Source organism: Caballeronia sp. M23-90 (assembly GCF_053574605.1).
Map to the genome: position 1 here is coordinate 1 of NZ_JBSIPA010000973.1, position 468 is coordinate 468.

The window sequence follows — 468 nt, forward strand, 5'->3', positions numbered from 1 at the left end:
GGCGAAGAAATCGAAATCATCGGTATCAAGCCGACGGTGAAGACGACGTGCACGGGCGTGGAAATGTTCCGCAAGCTGCTGGACCAAGGTCAAGCGGGCGACAACGTGGGTATTCTGTTGCGCGGCACGAAGCGTGAAGACGTGGAACGTGGTCAAGTGCTGGCCAAGCCGGGTTCGATCACGCCGCACACGCACTTCACGGCTGAAGTGTATGTGCTGAGCAAGGACGAAGGCGGTCGTCACACGCCGTTCTTCAACAACTATCGTCCGCAGTTCTACTTCCGTACCACGGACGTGACGGGTTCGATCGAGTTGCCGAAGGACAAGGAAATGGTCATGCCGGGCGACAACGTGTCGATCACGGTGAAGCTGATCGCTCCGATCGCCATGGAAGAAGGTCTGCGCTTCGCTATCCGTGAAGGCGGTCGTACCGTCGGCGCCGGTGTCGTGGCCAAGGTTCTCGAGTAA

1 protein-coding gene is annotated in these 468 nt (G+C 58.5%); it reads left to right on the forward strand.

Features of this window, described 5'->3' with window-relative positions:
- Positions 1-468, forward strand: a 468-nt coding sequence (locus tag ACRXB1_RS37380) for an EF-Tu C-terminal domain-related protein (RefSeq protein WP_449494937.1), incomplete at its 5' end; no start/stop codon positions are given.